The sequence below is a fragment of the Micrococcus sp. FDAARGOS_333 genome, from assembly GCF_002206575.2.
Taxonomy (GTDB): Bacteria; Actinomycetota; Actinomycetes; order Actinomycetales; family Micrococcaceae; genus Micrococcus; species Micrococcus lylae.
Map to the genome: position 1 here is coordinate 468,935 of NZ_NJFJ02000001.1, position 17,379 is coordinate 486,313.

At 72.6% G+C, this 17,379-nt stretch carries 20 protein-coding genes; 15 read left to right on the forward strand and 5 right to left on the reverse strand.

Annotated elements, in window-relative coordinates; all coding sequences use genetic code 11:
- Positions 1-36: 36 nt before the first annotated feature.
- From folP to CEQ11_RS02210, 7 genes are read left to right on the forward strand one after another with little or no spacing between them, the layout of a single operon-like run.
- Positions 37-921: a dihydropteroate synthase gene (gene folP / locus CEQ11_RS02180; RefSeq protein ID WP_102957472.1), complete on the forward strand. Its 885-nt coding sequence runs from the start codon at positions 37-39 to the stop codon at positions 919-921.
- Positions 921-1,403, forward strand: a complete 483-nt coding sequence (gene folB / locus CEQ11_RS02185) for a dihydroneopterin aldolase (protein ID WP_082739745.1) — start codon at positions 921-923, stop codon at positions 1,401-1,403. The genes folP and folB overlap by 1 nt, the downstream gene beginning before the upstream one ends.
- A complete protein-coding gene (folK, locus tag CEQ11_RS02190) occupies positions 1,403-2,155 on the forward strand; it encodes a 2-amino-4-hydroxy-6-hydroxymethyldihydropteridine diphosphokinase (RefSeq protein WP_088477610.1) in 753 nt (250 codons plus the stop codon). Before folB ends, folK begins: the two co-directional genes overlap by 1 nt.
- A complete protein-coding gene (locus CEQ11_RS02195; protein WP_067190106.1) occupies positions 2,152-2,694 on the forward strand; it encodes a DUF3180 domain-containing protein in 543 nt (180 codons plus the stop codon). The genes folK and CEQ11_RS02195 overlap by 4 nt, the downstream gene beginning before the upstream one ends.
- 19 nt (positions 2,695-2,713) lie before the next feature.
- A complete protein-coding gene (locus CEQ11_RS02200) occupies positions 2,714-3,175 on the forward strand; it encodes a PH domain-containing protein (RefSeq protein WP_227718687.1) in 462 nt (153 codons plus the stop codon).
- A gap of 14 nt (positions 3,176-3,189) precedes the next feature.
- Positions 3,190-5,091 carry a PH domain-containing protein gene (locus tag CEQ11_RS02205; protein WP_127913438.1) on the forward strand — a complete coding sequence of 634 codons (1,902 nt, stop codon included), beginning with the start codon at positions 3,190-3,192 and terminating at the stop codon, positions 5,089-5,091.
- Entirely contained in the window at positions 5,088-6,074 is a 987-nt protein-coding gene (locus CEQ11_RS02210) for a Rossmann-like and DUF2520 domain-containing protein (RefSeq protein WP_088477612.1), read from the forward strand. Before CEQ11_RS02205 ends, CEQ11_RS02210 begins: the two co-directional genes overlap by 4 nt.
- 142 nt (positions 6,075-6,216) lie before the next feature.
- Here the strand turns inward: CEQ11_RS02210 and CEQ11_RS02215 are convergent, their stop codons facing one another.
- Complete coding sequence (locus CEQ11_RS02215) at positions 6,217-7,101, reverse strand: fructosamine kinase family protein (protein ID WP_070637416.1); 885 nt, start codon at positions 7,099-7,101, stop codon at positions 6,217-6,219.
- A gap of 2 nt (positions 7,102-7,103) precedes the next feature.
- Complete coding sequence (locus CEQ11_RS02220; RefSeq protein ID WP_083315139.1) at positions 7,104-7,604, reverse strand: DUF3592 domain-containing protein; 501 nt, start codon at positions 7,602-7,604, stop codon at positions 7,104-7,106.
- A 130-nt stretch (positions 7,605-7,734) separates the two neighbouring features.
- Here CEQ11_RS02220 and CEQ11_RS02225 point away from each other — a divergent pair, with 130 nt between their 5' ends.
- Positions 7,735-8,184: a DUF3806 domain-containing protein gene (locus CEQ11_RS02225; protein ID WP_088478857.1), complete on the forward strand. Its 450-nt coding sequence runs from the start codon at positions 7,735-7,737 to the stop codon at positions 8,182-8,184.
- A 157-nt stretch (positions 8,185-8,341) separates the two neighbouring features.
- A complete protein-coding gene (locus CEQ11_RS02230) occupies positions 8,342-9,031 on the forward strand; it encodes a hypothetical protein (protein ID WP_127913440.1) in 690 nt (229 codons plus the stop codon).
- A 25-nt stretch (positions 9,032-9,056) separates the two neighbouring features.
- Here the strand turns inward: CEQ11_RS02230 and CEQ11_RS02235 are convergent, their stop codons facing one another.
- Complete coding sequence (locus CEQ11_RS02235) at positions 9,057-9,536, reverse strand: low molecular weight protein-tyrosine-phosphatase (protein WP_088477614.1); 480 nt, start codon at positions 9,534-9,536, stop codon at positions 9,057-9,059.
- Between the two features lie 97 nt (positions 9,537-9,633).
- Here CEQ11_RS02235 and CEQ11_RS02240 point away from each other — a divergent pair, with 97 nt between their 5' ends.
- The 3 genes from CEQ11_RS02240 (at position 9,634) to CEQ11_RS02250 (ending at position 12,426) form a co-directional block, all read left to right on the forward strand.
- Entirely contained in the window at positions 9,634-9,888 is a 255-nt protein-coding gene (locus CEQ11_RS02240; RefSeq protein WP_088477615.1) for a toxin-antitoxin system protein, read from the forward strand.
- Positions 9,878-10,225, forward strand: a complete 348-nt coding sequence (locus CEQ11_RS02245) for a type II toxin-antitoxin system PemK/MazF family toxin (RefSeq protein ID WP_227718688.1) — start codon at positions 9,878-9,880, stop codon at positions 10,223-10,225. Before CEQ11_RS02240 ends, CEQ11_RS02245 begins: the two co-directional genes overlap by 11 nt.
- 80 nt (positions 10,226-10,305) lie before the next feature.
- Entirely contained in the window at positions 10,306-12,426 is a 2,121-nt protein-coding gene (locus CEQ11_RS02250; protein ID WP_088477617.1) for an alpha/beta fold hydrolase, read from the forward strand.
- 157 nt (positions 12,427-12,583) lie between these two features.
- On the opposite strand, the gene CEQ11_RS02255 is transcribed toward CEQ11_RS02250, so the two are convergent.
- Together CEQ11_RS02255 and CEQ11_RS02260 are read right to left on the reverse strand one after the other, a co-directional pair.
- On the reverse strand, positions 12,584-13,783 hold the full coding sequence (locus CEQ11_RS02255; RefSeq protein WP_088477618.1) for a DUF3137 domain-containing protein: 1,200 nt from the start codon (positions 13,781-13,783) through the stop codon (positions 12,584-12,586).
- Positions 13,780-14,388, reverse strand: a complete 609-nt coding sequence (locus CEQ11_RS02260) for a LemA family protein (RefSeq protein WP_088477619.1) — start codon at positions 14,386-14,388, stop codon at positions 13,780-13,782. Before CEQ11_RS02260 ends, CEQ11_RS02255 begins: the two co-directional genes overlap by 4 nt.
- A 214-nt stretch (positions 14,389-14,602) precedes the next feature.
- Between CEQ11_RS02260 and panC the strand changes: the two genes are divergently transcribed.
- From panC to CEQ11_RS02275, 3 genes are all read left to right on the forward strand, one after another.
- Positions 14,603-15,634 carry a pantoate--beta-alanine ligase gene (gene panC / locus CEQ11_RS02265; RefSeq protein ID WP_088477620.1) on the forward strand — a complete coding sequence of 344 codons (1,032 nt, stop codon included), beginning with the start codon at positions 14,603-14,605 and terminating at the stop codon, positions 15,632-15,634.
- A gap of 108 nt (positions 15,635-15,742) precedes the next feature.
- A complete protein-coding gene (locus tag CEQ11_RS02270; protein ID WP_088477621.1) occupies positions 15,743-16,510 on the forward strand; it encodes a DNA-3-methyladenine glycosylase in 768 nt (255 codons plus the stop codon).
- Between the two features lie 308 nt (positions 16,511-16,818).
- On the forward strand, positions 16,819-17,292 hold the full coding sequence (locus CEQ11_RS02275; protein ID WP_067190070.1) for an SRPBCC family protein: 474 nt from the start codon (positions 16,819-16,821) through the stop codon (positions 17,290-17,292).
- Positions 17,293-17,379: the final 87 nt, after the last annotated feature.

The window sequence follows — 17,379 nt, forward strand, 5'->3', positions numbered from 1 at the left end:
TGCCGGCGCCCGTGCCCGCTCTGACACAATGAACCCATGACCGCCGAGGACCAGACGCCCGCCCTTCTGCGCCGACTGCCGGCTGACCGCACGCTCGTCATGGGCGTCCTCAACGTCACCCCGGACTCCTTCTCGGACGGAGGCCTCCACGCCTCCGTCCCGGCCGCGATCGAGCACGGCCGCGCGCTGCTCGCCGCCGGGGCGGACATCGTGGACGTCGGCGGCGAGTCCACGCGGCCCGGCGCCGCGTTCGTCACCGAGGAGCAGGAGCAGGAGCGCATCCTCCCGGTGATCGAGCAGCTGCTCGCCGAGGGAGCGGTCCTCTCGGTGGACACCAGGCACACCGCCACCGCGCGCGCCGCGCTGGCCCTCGGGGACGTGATCGTCAACGACGTCTCCGGGCTGAACCACGAGCCGGACATGCCCGCGCTCATCGCCGCCACCGGCGCGCCGTACATCCTCATGCACAACCGCGGCACCCCCACCACCATGGACACCCTCGCGGACTACGGGGACGTGGTGGAGGACGTGATCGCCGAGCTGATCGAGGTCCGCCAGCGCTTCTACGACGCCGGCGTCGCCCCGGAGCAGCTGATCCTGGACCCGGGCCTGGGCTTCGCCAAGGCCGGGGAGCAGAACTGGGAGCTGCTGCGCGGCCTCGACCGGCTCACCCCCCTCGGCCACCCCGTGCTGGTGGCCGCCTCCCGCAAGCGCTTCCTGGGCACCCTCCTTCAGGGCCAGCCCGGGCACACCCACGACGACGGCGCCTCGCCGTCCCCGACGCAGCGCGACGCCGCCACGGCCGCCGTGTCCGCCCTGTCCGCGCACCACGGCGCGTGGGCGGTCCGGGTGCACGACGTCCCCCCGACCGCGGACGCCGTCCGCGCCGCCGCCGCCTGGCGAGGCAAGGAGACCGTCTGATGTTCGCCCGCCACCAGAGCGCCTCCGGCCCGACCGCCGGCCGCGGCGTCCGTTCCGAGCACACCGGCGCTGAGAGCGTCCGCCCGGTCCGTCCGGCCCGCCGAGACGTCATCCGCCTCATGGGCATCTCCGCCGTCGGCCACCACGGGGTCTTCGAGGCGGAGAAGCGCGAGGGCCAGCCGTTCGCGGTGGACGTGGTCATGCACGTGGACGTCGCCGAGGCCGCCGCCACGGACGACCTGACGAAGACCGTGAACTACGCCGAGGTCGGGGACCTGGTGGCCGGGTTCATCATGGGCGAGCCCTTCGACCTCATCGAGACGCTGGCGGACCGCATCGCCGGCACGATCCTGCAGACCCAGCCGCTGGCGGGGACCGTGGAGGTCACCGTGCACAAGCCGCAGGCCCCGCTGCCGCACGAGTTCCACGACGTCCAGGTGACGGTCGTCCGCGACCGCGCCGACCTCGAGGCCTCCCGCTGATGTCGGACGCCTCCACCCCCGCCCCGGGCGAGCCCGTCCCGCGGGACTGGACCCACCCGGCACAGGGCCCGGCCCCCACGAAGACCCTGGGGGACAGGCCGAGCCGGCCGGCCGTCGTCGTGCTGGCGCTCGGCGCCAACCTGGGGGAGGCGGACCAGACGATGGACGCGGCCGTGGCCGCCCTGACGGTGATGCCCGGGTTCACGGACGTGCAGGCGTCCCCGCGTGCGCTCACGAAGCCGGTCGGCGGCCCGCCCGGACAGCCGGACTACCGGAACCAGGTGGTCACCGCGCGGACCACGCGCTCGCCGTGGGAGGTGCTGGGCGTCGCGCACCTGCTGGAGCAGGAGCACCACCGCCGCCGGACCGTCCGCTGGGGCGCCCGCACCCTGGACGTGGACATCGTCGCCTACGGGGACCTCACCAGCGACCACCCGGACCTGACCCTGCCGCATCCGCGCGCCGCCGAGCGCGCCTTCGTGCTGCTGCCGTGGCTCTGGCTGGACCCGGACGCCGCGCTCGCCGGGGTGCCGGTGGCCGAGCTCGCCGCGCGCGCCGAGGGTGCGGACACGGTCCGCCGCATGCCGCCGGAGCGCGTCCACCTGGACGGCGGGCCCGCCCGCACGAAGCCCTCCCTTCCCGACGGCGGCCGCCTCTCCCCGGGTGCGTCGTCGGCCTCGCACGGGACCTCACGGCAGGAGGAGACTGCTCCCGGAGAGCGCATCGACTCGACGTGGAGGGACCGCACATGATCACGCTGCGCACCTGGTGGCTGCCCGGGATGGCGCTGCTGGCCGGCCTGCTGGGCTGGACGGTCGCGCTGCTCTCCCAGGGCGCCGGCCGGCTGACCCCGGTGCTGGGCCCTCCGGCCCTGATCACCCTGCTGGTGGTGGCCCTGATCAGCCTCGGCTTCGGCCTGCGCATCCGCCGGGACCGGGGCCGGAAGCCCGCCGAGCGCATGGACCCGCTCGCCGCCGCCCGCATCCTGGTGCTGGCCCAGGCGGGGGCGTTCGCCGGCGCCCTGTTCGGCGGCTGGCACGCCGGGGTGCTGGTGCAGGTGCTGACCAGGGCGGTCGCCGCCCGCGGCGTGCTCCTGGACGCGATCCTCATGGTGGTGGCCGGTGCCGTGATGGTGGTGATCGGCCTGCTGGTGGAGTCCTGGTGCCGCATCCGCGGCGACGATTCGGATCCCGAGGGCGGCCTCGGGCAGGATGGGCAGTCCGGCGGGCGGGGCGTCCGCCGTCCACCCGAGACGGAGGAGGGATACGCCAGTGCGCGCCATGGAGCTTGAGGGCGTCGAATTCACGCCCGTGTCCGAGCGGGAGATCCCGGCCCAGCTGGTGACCGGCGTGGTGGGCACGCTGTTCTTCGTGGGCGTCACCGCCGTCCCGTTGATCCTCAAGCTCACCGGCGTCTGGGCGGGCCTCTGGGACTGGTTCGCCTGGGGTCTGCCCGGCGCGATGCTGCTGTGGGGTCTGATCGACCTCGCCCTGACCCCCCGCCAGGTGCGCGCCCGGGGCTATGCGGAGCGGGAGGACGACATCCTCTGGCGGGAGGGACTGATGTTCCGCTCCGTGAAGGCCGTGCCCTACGGGCGCCTGCAGTACGTGGACGTAGAGGAGGGGCCGATCCAGCGCCGCTTCGGCGTGCAGACGGTGACCCTGAAGACCGCCGGCGCGGACCTGGAGATGACCGGGCTGTCCAAGGCCGAGTCCGAGCGGCTGCGCGAGGTGCTCATGCAGCGCGGCCAGGCAAGGCTGGCGGGCCTGTGATCCCGGAGGACCGCATGCCGACGCCTCAGGACGACGACCGCCGCGACCTGCCCGGACCGCAGCCCCAGGGACAGGACCTCCCCGCCGATGACGCCCCCGCGGCGGAGACCGAGCGGCCCACAGACGCCGCCGACGCCCCCGCGACGGACACCGAGCGTCCCACGGACGCCGAGGGCTGGACCCGCATGCACCCGCTGACCCCGTGGGTGAAGAGCTGGACCTTCCTGGCGGTGATGCTGTTCATCGTCGGCCGTGAGTTCGTGGAGGAGTGGGTGGACAGCGTCTTCGGCGGCGGCCGCCGCGGTGGGGACTCCGGTTCGGGCGGCTCCGGGCCGGACTCGATCATGGACTTTTTGCCGGCCATCGGCATCGCCGCCGGCGTGATCCTGCTGCTCGGCGTGGTCTTCTTCCTGTCCTGGTGGTTCAGGCGCTTCCGCCTCACGGGCACGGAGGTACAGCTGCGCGAGGGCTGGCTGTTCCGGAAGAACCGGCAGATGCGCTATGACCGCCTGCAGGCCGTGGATCTGCAGCACCCCCTGATCCCGCGCCTGTTCGGGCTGGCCGCGGTGAAGGTCGAGGCCGCCGACGGCGGGGACACCGCCCTGGAGCTGTCCTTTCTGAAGAAGGACCGCGCTGAGCAGGTCCGCCGCGAGATCCTCGACCACGCCTCGGGCGTCGCCGACTACCGGGCCGAGCAGGCGCAGCCGGCAGACGGCCTGCCCGCGGAGGGCGCGTCCGCCCCCGGCCCCCTTCCCGACGACGGCACCGCACCCGCCGCTTCCGGCTCACCGGACGCGGTGGTCCCGGCCGGGCAGCCGATGCTGCGCGACCGGGACGAGGGCGTGCTCATGCTCAAGGTCCCGCCGGGACGGCTGGTCGGCTCGGTGATGCTGTCCGATTCGGGCCCGCTGGCCACCCTCATCGGCTTCGCCGGGCTCCTGGGGGCCGCGGGACTGTTCGTCGGCCTCATGCCCGAGGCATGGCTGGGCGACGGGGAGACGCGGTGGTCCATCATCGGGCTCGGCGCGGCGGGCTTCGCGGTCCCGCTGCTGTTCGCGATCGTCGCCAGCACCTGGTCCGGCCTGAACAAGGGCTGGGGCTTCACCGTCCGCCACTCGCGGGACGGGCTGAAGCTGCGCTACGGCCTGACGGAGACGAACTCGCAGACCGTCCCGCCCGGGCGCGTGCAGGGCGTGACCATCCGGCAGTCCCTGCTCTGGCGGCCGCTGGGCTGGTACCAGGTGCGGGTGCAGGTGGCCGGCTACGGCACCGGTGTGGACTCCGAACGCTCGCTCGTGCTGCCGGTGGGCCCGTGGGAGGACGTGCTGCGCGTGCTGACCATCGTGTCCCCGGAGCCCGGCGTGGCCGAGGGCGTGGCCGCAGAGCTGAGCCCGGCGGAGTTGATGCACGTGGCCATGCACGGCGACCTCACCGACGGCGGATTCACCCACATCCCGCGCCGCGCGCGGGCCTGGTTCACGTGGTTCACGTGGCGCCGCACCGGCTTCCTCACCACCTCCCGGCTGCTGCTGGTGCGCGGCGGACGCTTCGCCCGCCGCCTCGAGGTGGCCGAGCACGAGCGCATCCAGGACCTGCGGATCGATGCCGGACCCGTGCAGCGCCGTCTGCGCGTGGCGGACGTGGCCGTCCACCTGGCCGGCGGCAAGCAGGTCACCGTGAAGGCGCAGGACCGTGCGGCGGCCGAGAAGCTGTTCCAGCATGAGTCGCAGATCGCCGCCGTGGCCCGCCGCCTCAAGGACCGCGATCAGTGGATGACCCCCGAGGAGCTCGAGCTCTTCGAGCGGCAGCTGCAGCCTGCGGGGGCCGGTGCTGCGGCGCCCGCGCCGGCCGCACAGGACCCCGGCCGGCTGCCGAGCGCGGAGGCGGGCCCGACCCCCACGAAGGAGACACCGTGACCGGCGGACTGGACACCGCGATCGACCCCGCCCAGCGTCCGGGACGCCTGGGCGTCGGCGTGATCGGCGCAGGGAAGGTGGGTGCCGTGCTGGGCGCGGCCCTGCGCAGCGCCGGGCACACGGTGACCGGCGTGCACGCGGTGTCCGAGGCCTCGAAGACCCGGGCCGAGGCGCTGCTGCCGGACGTGCCGGTCCTGGAGATCCCGGAGATCCTGCGCCGTTCCGAGATGGTGCTGTTCGCCGTCCCGGACGACGTGCTCGGCGAGCTCGTGGACGGTCTCGTGCAGGCCGGCCACGTGCAGGCCGGGCATCTGCTGGTGCACACCTCCGGCCGCTACGGCGTGGGCGTGATGACGTCCGTCCGGGCGGTCGGTGCGATCCCGCTGGCCATCCACCCGGCCATGACCTTCACCGGGCTGTCCCTGGATCTGGACCGGCTCAAGGACTGCGTCTTCGGCGTCACCGCGGACCCGGTGGTGCTGCCGGTGGCGCAGGCGCTCACCGTGGAGATGGGCGGTGAGCCGGTGGTGATCAAGGAGGCGGACCGGCCGGCTTATCACCTGGCCCTCTCCCACGGCTCGAACCATCTGGTGACCTTGACCGCACAGTCGGCGCAGCTGCTGGCGGAGATCGGCGTGACGGACACCGAGCGCCTGCTGCGGCCCCTGCTCTCGGCGTCCCTGGAGAACGCCCTGTCCAACGGGGATGCTGCGCTGACCGGCCCGGTGGCCCGCGGGGACGTGGAGACGGTGCGTGGTCACCGCGAGACCCTGGAGCATCTGGGGGCCGAGGGCATGCCCGCGGACATCCTCCACGCCTGGGAGGCCATGGCCCGCGCGACCGCAGACCGCGCCGAGGACCGCGGCGCCCTGCGCCCGGATGCGGCGGGGTGGATCCGCGCCGCCCTGGACGGCGCGGAGGAGTCGGGCGAGACCGGCGGCGAGACAAGCAGCGAGACCGGCGGCGAGACCGGCGGGCTCTGACCCCTCCACGCCCCCGCTTTCTGGTCCCCCCGCTTACTGGTGAGGACTCACCCTCTCACGCCCTGCTTTCGGGTCCCGAGGGGGTGAGTCCTCACCAGTTGGTGGAAGGGGAGGAGGAACTCATTCCGCCCTGGCCGGCGCCTCAGCCTCCCAGCCGCACGGCGTGCTCCAGCGCCGCCTCGGCCTGCCGCCCGTACCCGCCGCCGAACAGCACGGCGTGCACCAGCAGGGGCACCGCCTGATAGGCGAGCACCCTCTCCTGCCACCCGTCGGCGAGTGGGAAGGCCTCCTCGTACGCCTCCCACGCCCCGGGCCCGAAACCGCCGAACAGGTCCATCATGGCCAGGTCCACCTCGCGGTGTCCGCGATGCGCGCACGGGTCGATCAGCCAGCTGCGCCCGGCGGCGTCGATCAGCCGGTTCCCGGCCCACAGGTCACCGTGGACCAACGACGACGGCTCCGCCCCTCCCAGCACCGCCGCACCCGGGTGCGTGTTCGGGGAGTCGGGGCCGAAGCCGGCCGTCAGCTCCGCCAGCGCGGCCGCCAGTTCTCGGACGCGCTCGGGGGCGCTGCCTGCGTCCACGGCCTGCTCGGCCAGCGGCACGATGCGTCGGACCACCCATGACTCCGCCCAGGTGTCGCACGGGGTCAGGTCGATCGCGGCGGCGCCGAGCCAGGCCCGCACCGGCCCACGGTCGGATCCGGCGGGCCGGTGCGGGTGTCCGTCCACCGCGCCGAACCAGTCGGCACCTGCCTCCGGCGGTCGGGAGTCCCGGTGCAGGGCGGCCAACTCCCGGCCGAACGCCTCCTCTGTCTGCGGGGTGGCCCGGCCGGTGTCCTCGACCCACTCGATCTCGAGCAGGTCGTCCTCGGCCCGCAGCACGGCCGGCACCCGCGCGCCCGCACCGGCCAGGGCGCGCAGACCCCGGGCCTCGAAGGCGAGGAGCCCGGGGAGGGCGTCGGTCTTGCGGAAGGCGAGGGTGCCGTCGTCGTGGCGGACGCGGTGCGTGGAGCCGGTTCCCGCCATGCTCAGCGGTCCAGCAGGGAGGTGAAGCTGAAGAACATGAGCTGTGAGGACACCAGGAAGAACAGGGCGAAGAGGATGATGAACACCCGGACGCCGATCTGCACACCATGGCCGCGCATCCGCAGCTCCTGGCCGTCCTGGGGGGCGAGGAAGCGGGAGGGGTCCTGCGGGTCGTAGATGACGGTGACGAACATGCCGCCGCGGTCGGTGAGTCCGACGTCCGAATAGGTGGGGGAGGCGCGTACGGTGCGGCCGTCCAGGGTCATGAACTCGATGGTCTCCACGATGTAGGTCTGCCGGTTGTCCCCGGAGCCGCTCTGGCCCACGTAGGCGGTGATCACCTTGCCCTGCACGCGCTGCCCGACGCGGACGATGCGGTTCGCGTCCGCGCGGCGCCGGGCGACGGAGACCAGCCCCCATCCGGCGATGGCGATCATGAACAGCGGAACCGCCGCGAACATCAGCTGGAACGTGCTGAACCCTCCGGGCCCGAATCCGAGCAAGGTCCCCTCCTCTGCCTCCCGCGCCTTCCGGGAGTCCGTCTGTCCGGCGGCCTGTGGCCATCCCTGTCCGGGTGAGACGCTAGCGCATGGGCCCGGCCGGGGGAACGACCACCGTGATGGAATGGTGTCCATGACCGAGGATGCCGCGCAGAAGAACGCCCCGCACACCGACGCCGTCGCCCCGCTCACCGATGCGGAGGAGCAGTGGGTCCAGGACCGCCTCGGCTTCGCCCGTCAGGAGGGCGTGGACCACCTCGAGCTGGACCAGGTCAGCGCCTACGCCGAACGGCAGCTGGCCGCCATGCAGGCCGGGGAGCTGGAGCCGGAGGTCGCCTCCGTGATGCTGGACGTGGTGGCCGTGCTGATCGGCGAGCACCTGGGCGCCGCGCACGGTCTGCAGTGGGTCACCGTGAGGGACGACGACGGCACGCACCTCGGCCTGCGGGATCCCTTCTCCTCCGCGGTGGTCTTTCCGCAGTCCACTGTGGGCACCCACTGGAACGACGGCGCCACCGGGTGGGTCCCGCAGTTCGTCGAGTGGTTCGGCGGGCAGGTGCGTCAGGTGCGGAGGCAGGGCTGACGTGGGGGCGGTGCGCATTCTCACGGATGGCGGGGTCGTCGTCCTGCGCTGTGACCACGGAGGACCGGACGCGCTGCCGCGACTGACGCTGGAGGATCCGGGTCCGACGTTCGGCCTTGCCCTCAGCACACAGAGGTGCCCCGGCCCCGTCCCGGGGGTGCGGGTGGAGGTGCTGCGGTCGGGCCTGTGCGGCGACCTGTGCTCCGTCGGTGCCGCGTTGGTGCCGGACGGCGGCGGTGAGGTGGTCTGGCTGTCCGCGCCGGAGCGTTCCGATGCCGGGCAGATCCTGGCCGCCGCCGTCGAGGTCCTGCGTGCTGCGGCGCCGGCTGCGCAGGTCAGCGCACCGCCGGTGGCGGCACCGCGCGCACGGGTGGCACAGGTCAGCGCGTGGGACGCGGTGGTGGCCCCCAACGGTCTGGCCGGGGGCCTTCCGGACGGGGATCAACCAGCGCCGGTGCAGCGCGCCCTCGGCGGGGCCTGGAGCATCGTCGTGGACACTGCGCCGGACCGTCCCGTGGAGGCTTGGCTGTGGCTGGCCCATCGTGAGCAGGCCGCAGGGGACGAGGTGGTGCGCATGACGGCCACCTGGCACGGGCCGGGCGCGGACACGCCGTGGCATGTGGAGCTGCATGTCAGCCACCGGGTGGAGGAGGCGCAGACCGAGTTCCTTGTCATCGACGGCAGCACGTCTCAGGACTGGGTGATCGCGGACGCGGTCCACGTCCCGGGGACCTCGCTGACCTGGCGGGTGCATCCGGCGCCGCGGCCGGACGAGGCCTCCCGGACCGGCGAGGCCCTCTACGCGCTGATCACGGCGCTCGCCGAGGCCGTGCCGGCGCAGGCGTGATGACGTCTCGCCGTCGGCGGAGGTCCTAGAGGTCTCCGGCCTTGATGGCCGCGACGACTCCCTCCACGCAGTCCTCGATCTGCTCGTACATGTCCACGAACACGTGCTTCGGACGCTGCCAGGGGTCCGGGACCTCCAGGACGCCCTGGGTGTCCACGGAGGAGGCGAACTCGCCGAGCAGGTGCACCTTGTCCTCCGCGTCGCCGGGTCCGGCCAGGGCCAGGACGTCGTCATAGTTCGACTCGTCCATGACGAGGATCAGGTCCGCGTCGTCGATGTCCTCGCGAGTGAGCTGCGCGCCCACGGAGTCGAAGGTGTAGCCGCGCTCCCGGCCGACCTCAAGGGCCAGCGGGTAGGGCTGCTCGCCCACGTGGTAGTCCGCTGTCCCTGCCGAGCGCACCGAGACCCGGGAGTCCAGGCCGGAGCGCTGCAGGGCGCGTTTCAGCACCGCCTCGGCGGCGGGGGAGCGGCAGATGTTGCCCAGGCAGACGGTGATGATGCGCATGTCTCGATCCTTCCATGCGTTCGCACAGCCGCGCCAAGGGCGTCCGTGGGCGGAAGGGAGGCTGGAGTTCCGGTATACCTGGCGGTATCCTAGGCGCATGACTGTGACGAGCAACGGCCCGGCCACCATCAAGGTCTCGAGTGGACTCCGGGACCGGATCAATGCAGATGCACGCGAGCGCGGTGTCACTGCTGCGGGACTGATCGAGCAGCTGCTCGACGACTATGAGCGTCGACGCCGGATGGAGGCCTTCGGGTTCGCAGTGCGCGGCGCGGACGACGAGTACTGGGATGAGTTCCGGGAATGGGACGTCGCACTTCCTGCGCCAGAGGGGCACGACGGTGACCGTTGAGCTCCATCGCGGAGACGTGGTGTGGGCGGATCTGAACCCGACCCTGGGGAGGGAACAGGCCGGCCGGCGGCCGGTGTTGGTCGTGGCGAGCGACCTCTTCCTGGCCAAAGCTGACACACTGGCCATCGTGCTTCCCTGCACCACCACCGACCGGGGCTGGCCCAACCATGTCCGCCTGACGGGCCCCCACCTGGAGCTGCCTCGGCCGACCTTCGTCCTGACGGAGCAGCCTCGGACGATCACGAGGGACAGGCTGGGATCCCTGCTCGGGCGGGTCGACGTCACGACGATGCGCGAGGTGGACGTCTGGCTTCGAGACTTCTTGGCCCTGCCCTGATCTGCACCTCCCGCTCCACCGGTTCCGTCCTCCGCGAAGCCGATTGACCCGCATCACACCCCGCGGATAGAACGGTTCTCATGAGTGAACCGCGCACGTCCTTCCACGACCTGACCGACTTCATCGCGCTGCCCCGCACCTCCGGCCTGACCCTGAGCCCGGACGGTACCCGCCTGGTCACCACGCTGGCCACACCGAACGCCAAGGGCACCGGCTACGCCTCCGCCCTGTGGGAGGTGGACCCGTCGGGCGAGCGGCCGGCGCACCGCCTGACCCGCTCCGTGGAGGGCGAGGCCGGTGCCGAGTTCGCGGCGGACGGCACCCTGTACTTCACCTCCGGCCGCCCTGCCCCGGGAGAGGAGGAGAAGTCCTCTGCGCTGTGGGCGCTGCCGGCCCAGGGCGGCGAGGCCCGCGTGGTGCTGACCCGCCCCGGTGGCGTCTCCTCCGTCTCCTGCGCCTCCGCGGCGGACACCGTGGTGCTCGGCGCCCCGCGCCTGCGCGGCGCCGCCACCGAGGCCGAGCATGCCGAGCTGGCGAAGGCCCGCAAGGACGCCGGCGTGGACGCCATCCTCCACACCGGATACCCGGTCCGCTTCTGGGACCACGACCTCGGCCCGGCCACGCCCGAGCTGTTCGTGCTCGCCGACGGCCCGGACCCGGACGTCCCGGTCGACCAGGACGACGCCTCCGCCGATCACCCCAGCGCCGCGACGATCGAGCAGGCCGGCGGCATCCCGGAGGAGGGCGAACACCATCTGCGCCACCTCACCGGCTTCGACCGCTCCCACGGCTTCGGCGTCTCCGCCCACGTGGCCCCGGACGGCTCGTTCGCGCTGGTCACGGCGTCCCGTGCCGGGGCGAAGGCGGACATGAGGGAGTGGATCGCCCGCGTGGACACCGCCACCGGCGAGGTCACCGCCCTCGTGGACGAGCCCGGCCAGGACGCCCACGCCGGGCCGATCAGCCATGACGGGACCCGCGCGGTCATCGTCGTCGGCCCGCACACCACCCCCCAGTCCACGCGAGACCCGAAGCTCTTCGTCATGGACACCGCCACCGGCGAGCTCACCCCGCTGGCCCACGACTGGGACCGCTGGCCCCACGTGGTCGGCTGGCTGCCGGACGACTCCGCGGTGATCGCGGTGGCGGACCAGGACGGCCGCGCCCCCCTCTTCCGCATCGACGTCCCCTCCGGCGCCGTCACCCAGGTGACGCACCAGGACGAGGCGTGGTCCGACGTCGTCGTCTCCCCGGACGGCACCACCCTGTACGGTGTGCGCTCCTCCTACCTGTTCCCACCGGAGGTGGCCCGCGTGGACCTCGCCACCGGCGAGGCCACGCGCCTGCAGAACCCGTCCGAGCGCCCGGCTGTGCCCGGCACCCTCGAGGACGTGGAGACCACCACGGAGGACGGCACCCGCGTCCGCGGCTGGCTCGCCCTGCCTGCCGGGAAGGCCCCCGAGGGCGGCCACCCGCTGCTGCTGTGGATCCACGGCGGCCCGGTGTCCTCCTGGAACGCCTGGTCCTGGCGCTGGAACCCGTGGCTCATGGTCGCCCAGGGCTACGCGGTGCTCCTGCCGGACCCGGCGCTGTCCACCGGCTACGGCCGCGACTTCGTGCAGCGCGGCTGGGGCCGCTGGGGCGCCGAGCCCTACACGGACCTGATGGCCATCACGGACGCCGTGGAGGCCCGGGCGGACATCGACGCCACCCGCACCGCCGCCATGGGCGGCTCCTTCGGCGGCTACATGGCCAACTGGGTGGCCGGCCACACGGACCGCTTCAAGGCGATCGTCACCCACGCCTCCCTCTGGGCGCTGGAGGGCTTCGGCCCGACGACGGACGCCTCCTTCTACTGGGACCGTGAGATGAGCCCGGAGATGATGGCCGCGAACTCCCCGCACCGATTCGTGCAGGACATCGTCACCCCCATGCTCGTGATCCACGGGGACAAGGACTACCGCGTGCCGATCGGCGAGGGCCTGCGCCTCTGGTACGAGCTGCTCGCCACGTCCGGCCTGCCGGCGGGCGAGGACGGTTCCACCGAGCACCGGTTCCTGTACTTCCCGCAGGAGAACCACTGGATCCTCACCCCGCAGCACGCGAAGGTCTGGTACGAGGTGGTCCAGGCGTTCCTCGCCGAGAAGGTCCTCGGCGAGGAGGCCGCACCCCTGCCCAAGGAGCTCGGCCTGAACCCCTGACGGCCCTGCTCGACGCCGGTCGCCCGCCTTCCACACAGAAGGCGGGCGGCCGTCGTCGTGTTCGGGGAGGGGGCGCCGTCCAGGCCGGCGACGAGCACGGCCGGCAAGGGCTCCAAGCGCGGCCTGAAGGTGCGTTGACTGCGCGTCGACCCGCGGCTCAGTCCTTGGACCAGATGCGCGTGTTGAGGCGGAAGTCCTCCACGAGGCCGAGGAACAGGACGAGGTCCTCGTAGATGTCCCGGCCCATGTCCTCGATGGTGCGCTCGTGCTGCCGGGCCAGGTCGAAGCCGAACCGGTTGGTGTCCAGTGCCGCGCCGATGTTCATGCGCCCTCCCGTGAAGGACACGGCCATGTGCTCGGTGCCGAAGCGTTCGCGCAGCCGGTCGAGCGTGTCCATCAGCTCCGGGGTGATGAGGTAGCGCGCCTCGACCTGGTCCGAGGCCCACCCCTCGTACTGGCGCATGATGCGCACGTCCTCCAGACGCAGCGGGGTGATCCCGCGCTCCCGGGCCGTGTCCTCGCTGAGTCCGCGGAACGCCTGGTGGTCCTTCCGGGGCAGCAGGTACACGGTGGAGGTGAAGTCCTTGTGGAAGTCCGCGGAGAAGAACACGAAGGACGGGCCCAGCATCGCGGTGTCCGTGGTGACCTGCTCCGCCCAGCCCTGGACAGAGGTGCGCAGGGACTTGGGCACCAGCGCGCTGAGGTCGCCCCCGCGCTCGAAGCGTGCCTCCAGTCTGGACAGCTCGTCCTGGCGGCGTCGCGAGTCCAGGGTGCCCCGGCGCGCCGAGTCCTGGAGGCGTTCCATGCGTCGGCGGTCCCGCGCCTCCTTCTCAGGGTCGGCCTCGGGGGCCGGCGGACGCATCTGCTGCCACTTCAGGTCGGCCAGCACGAAGTCCGTCTCGCCCAGGGTCCCGGAGACGACGTCCTCCTGCAGGACGCTGGTGTCCATGATGAAGCCGGCCGAGCGCAGGCGGGGCTGCGGGACGCTTCCCTCCGGCTCGTACTCGGCGCGCAGGGCGGCGCCCTCATGGCCGGCGTCGGGGAGGGTGAGCCCCGCCGCGATGGCCTCGAACACGGGGGCGGTCACGTCGGTGCTGACGGTGCGGGACGCGTTCGCCAGGCGGCGGACGACCACGAAGGCCGGGATCGCGAACACGACGGCGGCGCCCAGGGCGATGAGGACCTGGCCCAGCAGCAGTGCGAGGACGAAGACCGCGAGTCCTCCGGCGAGCATCACCTTGAAGTACCAGGGCACGTCGGTGCGGGCCGTGTCGACCTGCTCGCCCACCTGCCGGGTCCGCTCGGCGTCGAGCCCGGACCAGACCTCCTCGAACGGGGGGACCTCGATGCCGCTCATGCCCGACCCTCGGAGAGGAAGCCGTCGAGGTCCGTCTGGCTGCGCTTGACGGGATCGGTGAGCGTGAACAGCGTGTGCGGCTGGAAGCCGAGCAGGCCGGCGATGAGCACGGTGGGGAACTGGCCGCGGGCGGTGTTGTACTCCGTGGCGGCCGCGTTGTAGGCGCGCCGGGCGGCCTGCAGGCGCTCCTCGGTCTCGTTGACGGTGCGCTGGAGGATCTCCACGTTCGCCAGCGACCGCATCTCCGGGTAGGCCTCGAAGCTGGCCAGGCTGCCGGGGGAGCTGATGATGCGCCGCTGGACGTCGTCAAGGGTCTGGTCGAGCTCGGCCTTCTCCGGGACGCTCAGGTCGCGGATGCTGCGGCCGGTGCGCAGCGCCGTCGCGTCGAGGATGGTGCGGACCTCCTTGCCCACGGCGCCCTCGACCACCTTGGCCTGCTGGCTCACCTGGTCGTAGCGGGTCTCCAGGGCGACGTCGATCCCGCTGAGCGCCTCGTTCGAGTCGTTGCGGCGGCGGACCAGCCCGTTGTAGACGGAGACGGCCCACACCGCGAGCACCACCACCACGGCGACGGCGACGAGCGTGAGGATGGTCGGGGTGTTCACAGGTCCTCCTCGGGACGACGGCGCGTGGGTGCGGGGCGACGGCGCGTGGGTGCGGCGGAGTCCTTAACGGGACGGGCGCGGGTGCCGGCCACCGTAGCACGTGGGGGACAGAGAGCATCCGGTCAGGGGCCGCGACAGCCCTGCGCCCCGCCCGCCGGCCGCCCCCGTGCCTTATGGCGAGAACCTCATGACCCCGAACACCTAGACTTGGACGGTGACTCCCTATGACCGCGTCCCCGACCAGCGTCCCGTCCCCGCCGGCACCGGCCTCACCCTCGAGGACGCCTTCCCGGCACCTGAGACGGCCGAGGCCGGAAGTGTGCCTGCGCGTCCTCGTCTGACCCGGACGGTCGCAGAGATGCGCTCTGCCCTCCGTGAGCTCGTCGCCGGCGCCGCGGACCACGATGCCTCCGACGCCGAGCCCGTCACCGTCGGCCTGGTCCCCACGATGGGAGCCCTCCACGGCGGCCACGCGGCCCTGGTGCGGCGGGCCCGCGCCGAGAACGACGTCGTGGCGGTCAGCATCTTCGTGAACCCGCTGCAGTTCGGCGATCCGGCCGACCTCGAGCACTACCCGCGCACCCTGGACGCCGATCTGGACCTGTTGGCGGCGGCGGGGGCCGACGTCGTGTTCGCCCCCGACGTGCAGCAGATGTATCCGGGCTACCCTGACGCGCCGATCGTCACCGTCTCGGCCGGCCGTATGGGGGAGGTCCTCGAGGGCGCCTCCCGCCCGGGGCACTTCGACGGCGTGGCCACCGTCGTGGCGAAGCTGTGGAACATCGCCCGCCCTGCGGTGCCGGTCCTGCGCAGCTACTTCGGTCAGAAGGACGCGCAGCAGCTCACCGTCCTGCGCCGCCTCGCCACGGATCTGGACATCGACGTCGACGTCCGTGCCGTGCCCATCGTGCGTTCCCCCGAGGGCCTTGCCCTGTCCAGCCGCAACACCCGCCTGGACGCCGCGGGCCTGGAGCACGCGCTCGTCCTCAGCCGTGCCCTGCGCGGCCTGGCCGACGCCGCGGCGGCCGGCGAGCCCGTCGACGTCCAAGCCGCCCGCCAGATGATCGCGGACGAGCGCGGCGTGGAGCTCGACCACCTCGTGGTGGTGGACCGGGACACCTTCGCCGAGCTCGGCCCGGAGCTGCTGTGTCAGCCGTTGCGCCGGGACGCCCTCGCCCTCGTGGCAGCACACGTGCCGCCGGTGCGGCTGATCGACAACATGGTGCTGCCGGCGGCGCAGGACTGAGGCGTCGGCACTTGGTGGCAGGCCGGCCCCGGCTGGGATTCTGACGGTCCACGCCGCCAGGGTGGAGGTTCGTCCAGCGTCCGCACGCACGTCTCCGGAAGGATGAAGATGCCGTCCCCAGCTCACCGCGGCCTGCCGGGAGGGGACCCGGAGGACGCGGTCTCGACGCCCGTCCCGCGCTCCTGCGACGACCTCGCCGCACTCTTCCACGTCCACCCCACGCAGGCGGCGCCGGCACTGCTCGGCTGCCTGCTCACGGCCGTCACCGCCGACGGGGCGGTCACCGTCCGCCTCACCGAGCTCGAGGCCTACGGCGACCGGGGCGAGGACCCGGGCGCCCACTCCTACCGTGGCCGCACCGAGCGCAACGCCGCCCTCTTCGGACCGCCGCAGCGCACGTACGTGTACCTGAATTATGGGATCCACCGTTGTCTCAACCTCGTCGTCCACGAGCCCGACGCCGCCGGAGGCCTCCTCGTCCGCGCCGCCGAGGTCGTCGCCGGTCATGACCTCGCCGTCCTCCGCCGGGGCCGGAACACCGGCGCCCGACTGCTCTCCGGCCCCGGCAACCTCGGCCAGGGCCTCGGCATCACCCTGGAGATGGGGCACCTGCCGATCACACTCGCCGATGCTCCTGCGCCCGGGGGAGCACCCGGGCTCGCTGTTCCCCGCATCCCGCGTCCCGACGACGGCCTCGCGCCCGCCGTGTTCGTCCTCGCTCCGCCGCCGGCCGGCTCGGTCCCACCGCACGTGTCGACCGGGCCCCGGGTGGGCGTCTCCGGCGAGGGCGGATCGGCGCGGTTTCCGTGGCGGTACTGGATCACCGGCGACGCCTCGGTGAGCCGCTTCCGTGCGGGCCGGAACGTGCCCGCCTGAGGGCGGCCGCCTGCCGCGGGCCGCGATGTCCGAGACCCCGGAGGCTTCGCTCCGAAACGGAGCACCCCGCGCATGCTCTGGATCAGATCGAGCGCTTGGGATGGGGAAGGGTGCTTGGCCCCGGAGGCTTCGTTCCGAAATGGAGCGTGCCGCGCAGGCTCTGGATCGGATCGAGGCGCAGATCGAGGCGCGGGCAGGCGCAGATCCGAGTGCAGATCAAGAGCCGCGCAGGACGCCGCGGCGGACGCGCGTCGCTCCTGCGCCCTTGTCAGCAGAGGGGCGGGCGTGTCTACGGTGCAGGCATGAGCATGAATCAGAGCCCCCAGGGCGAGACGAAGCAGTCCGTGACCCGTACGATCGACGCTCCGGCCAAGGACATCTTCGAGGTGCTGACCCTGCCGGAGAAGCACAAGCTCTTCGACTCCAGCGGCTTCGTCGTGGACGACGAGAAGACGCAGCGCATCCAGAAGGTCGGCGACGTGTTCACCATGAACATGCAGGGCGAGCACATGGGCGGCGAGTACCGCACCGACAACCACGTGGTCGCCTACGACGAGAACAAGATGGTCGGCTGGGCCACCGCACCCGCCGGCACCGAGCCGCCGGGATGGGAGTGGATCTGGACCCTCGAGGCCACCGGCCAGGACTCCACGGAGGTGACCCTGACCTACGACTGGTCCAAGGTCACCGACCCGGACCTCCTTGCGAAGAACCTGTTCCCGCTGATCAGCCAGGAGCAGATGGAGGAGTCCGTCTCCAAGCTCGCGGCCGCGGTCTCCTGACCTGAGCGAGGCATGGTCGGCGGGGCAGTGACGGCCCGCCGGAGGAGTTCCGCACCCAGCAAAGTCCTCTGAGCCGACCCGACGACG

Coding starts and splice junctions, on each gene's coding strand:
- CEQ11_RS02215 (WP_070637416.1), bottom strand. CDS start 7,101: ATGGCGGGAACCGGCTCCACGCACCGCGTCCGCCACGACGACGGCACC.
- CEQ11_RS02235 (WP_088477614.1), bottom strand. CDS start 9,536: ATGCGCATCATCACCGTCTGCCTGGGCAACATCTGCCGCTCCCCCGCC.
- CEQ11_RS02270 (WP_088477621.1), top strand. CDS start 15,743: ATGCCGTCCCCAGCTCACCGCGGCCTGCCGGGAGGGGACCCGGAGGAC.
- CEQ11_RS02275 (WP_067190070.1), top strand. CDS start 16,819: ATGAATCAGAGCCCCCAGGGCGAGACGAAGCAGTCCGTGACCCGTACG.
- folP (WP_102957472.1), top strand. CDS start 37: ATGACCGCCGAGGACCAGACGCCCGCCCTTCTGCGCCGACTGCCGGCT.
- folK (WP_088477610.1), top strand. CDS start 1,403: ATGTCGGACGCCTCCACCCCCGCCCCGGGCGAGCCCGTCCCGCGGGAC.
- CEQ11_RS02205 (WP_127913438.1), top strand. CDS start 3,190: ATGCCGACGCCTCAGGACGACGACCGCCGCGACCTGCCCGGACCGCAG.
- folB (WP_082739745.1), top strand. CDS start 921: ATGTTCGCCCGCCACCAGAGCGCCTCCGGCCCGACCGCCGGCCGCGGC.
- CEQ11_RS02240 (WP_088477615.1), top strand. CDS start 9,634: ATGACTGTGACGAGCAACGGCCCGGCCACCATCAAGGTCTCGAGTGGA.
- CEQ11_RS02195 (WP_067190106.1), top strand. CDS start 2,152: ATGATCACGCTGCGCACCTGGTGGCTGCCCGGGATGGCGCTGCTGGCC.
- CEQ11_RS02250 (WP_088477617.1), top strand. CDS start 10,306: ATGAGTGAACCGCGCACGTCCTTCCACGACCTGACCGACTTCATCGCG.
- CEQ11_RS02225 (WP_088478857.1), top strand. CDS start 7,735: ATGACCGAGGATGCCGCGCAGAAGAACGCCCCGCACACCGACGCCGTC.
- CEQ11_RS02255 (WP_088477618.1), bottom strand. CDS start 13,783: ATGAGCGGCATCGAGGTCCCCCCGTTCGAGGAGGTCTGGTCCGGGCTC.